The 5,107-nt window shown below is 67.3% G+C and carries 7 protein-coding genes; 2 read left to right on the top strand and 5 right to left on the bottom strand.

What is annotated here, in order from left to right:
* On the bottom strand, positions 1 to 1,451 hold a 1,451-nt coding region (leuS, locus tag AC04L7_RS12110), incomplete at its 3' end, for a leucine--tRNA ligase (RefSeq protein ID WP_475513085.1).
* A 106-nt stretch (positions 1,452 to 1,557) separates the two neighbouring features.
* Here leuS and AC04L7_RS12105 point away from each other — a divergent pair.
* Positions 1,558 to 2,868: a metal-dependent hydrolase family protein gene (locus AC04L7_RS12105; protein ID WP_475513084.1), complete on the top strand. Its 1,311-nt coding sequence runs from the start codon at positions 1,558 to 1,560 to the stop codon at positions 2,866 to 2,868.
* A gap of 84 nt (positions 2,869 to 2,952) precedes the next feature.
* Here AC04L7_RS12105 and AC04L7_RS12100 read toward each other — a convergent pair whose 3' ends face one another.
* From AC04L7_RS12100 to AC04L7_RS12085, 4 genes are read right to left on the bottom strand one after another with little or no spacing between them, the layout of a single operon-like run.
* Positions 2,953 to 3,543 carry a DUF998 domain-containing protein gene (locus tag AC04L7_RS12100; RefSeq protein WP_435999746.1) on the bottom strand — a complete coding sequence of 197 codons (591 nt, stop codon included), beginning with the start codon at positions 3,541 to 3,543 and terminating at the stop codon, positions 2,953 to 2,955.
* On the bottom strand, positions 3,540 to 3,755 hold the full coding sequence (locus AC04L7_RS12095) for a helix-turn-helix transcriptional regulator (RefSeq protein WP_296280306.1): 216 nt from the start codon (positions 3,753 to 3,755) through the stop codon (positions 3,540 to 3,542). The genes AC04L7_RS12100 and AC04L7_RS12095 overlap by 4 nt, the downstream gene beginning before the upstream one ends.
* On the bottom strand, positions 3,752 to 4,195 hold the full coding sequence (locus AC04L7_RS12090; RefSeq protein ID WP_435999748.1) for a hypothetical protein: 444 nt from the start codon (positions 4,193 to 4,195) through the stop codon (positions 3,752 to 3,754). Before AC04L7_RS12090 ends, AC04L7_RS12095 begins: the two co-directional genes overlap by 4 nt.
* Positions 4,192 to 4,833, bottom strand: a complete 642-nt coding sequence (locus tag AC04L7_RS12085) for a hypothetical protein (RefSeq protein ID WP_296280302.1) — start codon at positions 4,831 to 4,833, stop codon at positions 4,192 to 4,194. The genes AC04L7_RS12090 and AC04L7_RS12085 overlap by 4 nt, the downstream gene beginning before the upstream one ends.
* A 141-nt stretch (positions 4,834 to 4,974) precedes the next feature.
* Here AC04L7_RS12085 and AC04L7_RS12080 point away from each other — a divergent pair.
* Positions 4,975 to 5,107, top strand: a 133-nt coding sequence (locus AC04L7_RS12080) for a thioredoxin family protein (RefSeq protein ID WP_475513086.1), incomplete at its 3' end; no start/stop codon positions are given.

Raw genomic sequence — 5,107 nt, 5'->3', positions numbered from 1 at the left:
GCCTTGATCGGCGACTTGACGCCGTCCAGGGTGACGTTCTCGGGCAGCACGACCGGCAGGTCGGCGTCCGGCACCGGCACGGCGCCGCAGCTCTGGCAGTAGATGACGGGAATCGGGCAGCCCCAGTAGCGCTGGCGGCTGACGCCCCAGTCGCRCAGGCGGTAATTCACGCGACGCTGGCCCTGGCCCTTGCGCTCGAAGCGCTCGGCAAAAGCTTCGAACGCGCCGCGGTAGTCCAGCCCGTCGAACTCGCCGGAGTTGACCAGTTCCAGGTCGTCCCGCGTCTTGTCGCTGTACCAGTCGCGCCAGGTGGTGGCGTCGTAGGCCTTCTCCTCCTCGTTCCTCGGTGCCTTCAGCGCGATGACCTGCTGGATCGGCAACGCGTACTTGGTGGCGAACTCGAAGTCGCGCTGGTCGTGGCCGGGCACGGCCATGACCGCGCCGGTGCCGTAGCCCATCAGCACGAAGTTGGCGACCCACACCGGTACCCGGTCGCCGGTGATCGGATGGATGGCGCGCAGGCCGGTATCCATGCCGCGCTTTTCCTGCGTCTCCAGTTCCGCCTCCGAGACGCCGCCATGCTTCAGCTCTTCCAGGAACGCGGCCAGTGCCGGATTCGACGCCGCTGCCTTCAGTGCCAGCGGATGTTCACCGGCGATCGACACGAAGGTCACGCCCATCAGCGTGTCGGGTCGAGTGGTGAACACCGTCAGCGGCTCGTGGCCCTCGACGTTGAACTGGATTTCCAGGCCTTCGGAACGGCCGATCCAGTTGCGCTGCATGGTCTTGACCGCATCCGGCCAGCCCGGCAGGTCGTCCAGCCCGTCCAGCAGTTCCTGCGCGTAGTCGGTGATTCGCAGGAACCATTGCGGAATCTCGCGCTTCTCCACCAGCGCGCCGCTGCGCCAGCCGCGCCCATCGATGACCTGCTCGTTGGCCAGCACGGTCTGGTCGACCGGATCCCAGTTCACCACCGAGTTCTTGCGGTAGGCCAGGCCCTTGCGCAGCAGGCGCGTGAACATGCGCTGCTCGTGCACGTAATAGTCCGGGCGGCAGGTGGCGAACTCGCGCGACCAGTCGATCGCGTAGCCCAGCGACTTCAGCTGGCTGCGCATGTGGTCGATGTTGGCGTAGGTCCACTTGGCCGGCGCGGTCTTGTTCTTGATCGCGGCGTTCTCGGCCGGCAGGCCGAAGGCGTCCCAGCCCATCGGCTGCAGCACGTTGTGGCCGGTCATTCGCTTGTAGCGGCTGATCACGTCGCCGATCGTGTAGTTGCGCACATGGCCCATGTGCAGCGCACCCGACGGATACGGCAGCATCGAGAGGCAGTAGTACTTCGGCTTGTCCGACCGCTCGTCGACCTCGAAGGCGCGCCGGGCCTCCCAGAAGGACTGGGCCTGGGACTCGACGGATTTCGGATCGTAGGAGACGGGTTCGGCGGCAGTGGGCATGGCGGCGTGCGGAGACGGCTACGGCAAAGCCGCCAAGGGTACCGCAGCGCACCATGACCCGCCATGCCAGCAGTTAGCATGACGGGGTCGAAACAGGGGATCCCACATGAACAAGACCGTCCTTGCCCTCGCCATGGCCGCTTGCGGCCTGACCGCCTGCATGACCGCGAGGGCTGCCGCACCGGCTGCGCCGGCGACGCTGGCCCTGCACTGCGACCGGGTCTTCGATGCCCGCAGCGGGAAGGTCCTGGGTGAGCACACCATCCTGGTCCGCGACGGCCGGATCGCCGAGGTCATCCCCGGCCGCGCCAAGCTCGCCGATGCCGAATCGATCGTCCTGGCCGACCATACCTGCACGCCGGGCTGGACCGACCTGCACGTGCACCTGGACGGCGAATCCAGCCCGCAGAGCTACTCGGAAGGTTTCCGCCTGGACCCGGTGGATTTCGCCTACCGCTCGGTGGGATACGCCGAGAAGACCTTGATGGCCGGCTTCACCAGCGTGCGCGACCTCGGCGGTGACGTGACCCTGCACCTGCGCGATGCCGTGAACCAGGGTGYCGTGAAGGGGCCGCGCATCTTCGCCGCTGGCACCTCCATCGCCACCACCGGCGGCCACGCCGATCCCACCAACGGCTTCAATACCCATCTGGCGCACCTGATTGGCCCGCCGGGACCGACCGAAGGCGTCATCAACTCCATCGACGACGCCCGCCAAGCCGTGCGCCAGCGCTACAAGGACGGCAGCGACGTCATCAAGATCACCGCCACCGGCGGCGTCCTGAGCTACGCCAAGTCCGGCGACGCACCGCAGTTCACCGTCGAGGAAGTCAAGGCGATCGTCGACACCGCGCGCGACTACGGCTTCCGCGTCGCGGCGCACGCGCACGGCAAGGAGGGCATGAAGCGCGCCATCCTGGGTGGCGTCACCAGCATCGAGCACGGTACCTACATGGACGACGAGGTGATGCGGCTGATGAAGCAGCACGGCACCTGGTACGTCCCGACGATCTCGGCCGGCCGCTTCGTCGCCGAGAAGGCGAAGATCGATGGCTATTTCCCGGCCGTGGTAAGGCCGAAGGCCGAACGCATCGGCGCACTCATCCAGCAGACGGCGGGCATGGCCTACCGCAACGGCGTGAAGATCGCCTTCGGCACGGACATGGGCGTGGGGCCGCACGGCGACAACGCACGCGAGTTCGTCTACATGGTCGAAGCCGGCATGCCGGCCGCTTACGCCCTGCAGGCAGCGACGATCCGTGCGGCGGAGGTGCTCGGCGTGGACGACCAGGGCGTGATCGAAGCCGGCAAGCGCGCGGATATCGTGGCGGTGCCCGGCAATCCGGTGGAGGACATCAACGCCGTGTTGAAGGTGGATTTCGTGATGAAGGACGGCAAGGTGTATCGCCAGCCGTAACCGTGCCCGGGGGGTCGCGCTAGCCCAGTTGCTCCTTGGGCCAGCTCGCGCCCTCATCCACCCGAGCGCAGCGGAGCCAGCTCCCTACGCGCCGCGGTGTCGCGACGCCACGCACAACCACCCCAGCCAGCCTAGGTAGCCCATGCGCTGGGCCAGGCCCGCCGGCATCAGCTCCACCGCCAGCAGCGCGACGAACAGCACCAGCAGCGCCGCCACGACGCTGGCCCATGCCAGCCCGCGCCAGGACTGTCGTCCACGCAGACCGAGCGCGATCAGCAGCGCGCCCGGCACGAAGGCCACCCACCAGAGCATCCAYGCCGTGGCGTGCAGGCTGCTGGCCGGATTGTCCAAATCCGATGGATCGAGCGGCAGCAGCCCCATCGCCGCGAACCCCAGCGCCGACAGCAGAATGAGTTGCGTGCCCACGCGCAGCGGCCAGCCGGCGTCGTGCGGTACATGGCGACGCAGGCGAAGCGCCGCCGACGCCGCCAGCAGACCCGTCAGGACGAATCCGAACATGTTGAACGCCACCGCGTGCTGGACGCCTTTCGCGCCCAGCACCGCCACCGGATGCCAGACCTGCGAATAGCCGGACAACGCCGTGCCGAAGCCGACCACCGCCAACACGAACACGCCCAGGGCCGCCCACCCGCTCCACGTCCACGCACTGTTCATTCGCCGCCCCATCTGAATACCTCGTCGATCCCCACGCCGAACGCCCGCGCAATGCGGAACGCCAGTTCCAGCGACGGTGCGTAGCGCCCCGCCTCCAGCGCGATGATGGTCTGGCGTGTCACGCCACAGGCATCGGCCAGTGCCTGTTGCGTCATCTCGCCGCGCTCGAAGCGCAGCCGGCGGATGTCATTGGCGATCGGCGTGCCGGTCATGCACGATCGCGCCGATAGAGCGCCGCAACGGTCGCATGGCCCGCGACATTGGCCACCGTCACGCCCACCAGCAACAGGCCCGGCACCCGCAACACGGGCGCCAGCAACGCCTCGCGCACAGGCGGCCAAGCCAGCGCAATGGCAAGACCTACCATCCAGATACTGGCGGCAATGCGGAACGAGCGGTCACCAGGTGCCAGCAGCACGTCGTCGCGCTCGTCCTCGATCGCGTGACGGCGGTCCGCTTCTTCCTGCCGAGCGCGACGCCGGAAGAAATACGACATCGCCAAACAGGCGGTGGTCGACAGGAAGGGGAACACCCCGCCCTGCACGACCACCGCGATGGCGGCGAACAACGCCAGCCCGGACATGCCCAAGGCCGAGTTGCGGGCGAACCGCTCGCCGAACCCCGCTTTCACCGTCTCCCGCCCGGCACTCATGCCCGGACCTCCCGACGATCACGCCAGTACAGCAAGGCCGTCGCCACGTACTCGCACAGCCAGCCCCACATCAGCGCGAACACCAGCAGGTTCGCGATCATGAAGTGCGTGGCCCATGCCAACCGGTCGGAAGGCGAGAACGCCAGCATCGCCGCCAGTCCGATCAGGCAGAACGTCAAGGCGCCACGTCCCCAGCCTGCCGCCTGCTTTTCGATCTCGCGGTCGCGCTCATCCTCCTGCACGCGCCCCTTCCAGCGCGCGCCCAGCACACCCAGGAGCACGCTCCAGGCGACCAGCAGCAACGCCAGGTTGCGTCCCACAGCGCGGGCGCCGTCATTCTCCGCCGCCGGACCATCRGCGAAGACATGCGCCTTGGCCAGAAAGTATCCGGTCGCCGCCAGCATGAAGGCGACGCCGACCCAGGCCTTCCACTCACCCGGCGACAGGATGCGCTCGGCCTCGTCCACGGGTGCGCGCGACACCGCAAACATCGAGATCCAGGCGACCGTCACCAGCAGGGCCGTTCCCCACTTGCCCAGGTCGACGCCCAGCAGCACGTCGGGCCCCGCCAGCAATCCCCAGAACGCCAGCATGGCGCCGAAAAGCAGGATCCACCACTTCGCTCGCTGCACTCGCATTGAGTAACCTTCGCTATACAAAATGTAAGGCAAACTTTACATGTCAATCGGCGAATGTCAAACACTTTTTACATCGCCTTGTATCCTGCGGCCCGCGACACCATCTGAACGCCACGCCCCCACACGCCCAAGAGCGCCCCGATGAGCGAACTGCCCCACGTTTTCGATGCCACCACCGAAACCTTCGAAGCCGAAGTCCTGCGCAAGTCGCTGGAGGTTCCGGTCCTCGTCGACTTCTGGGCCACGTGGTGCGGGCCGTGCAAGACGCTGGGGC

The sequence above is a fragment of the Pseudoxanthomonas sp. LjRoot204_2 genome, from assembly GCF_056175765.1.
The sequence above is the reverse complement of the archived record's forward strand: the minus strand, read 5'-3'. Positions and strand labels throughout refer to the sequence as shown.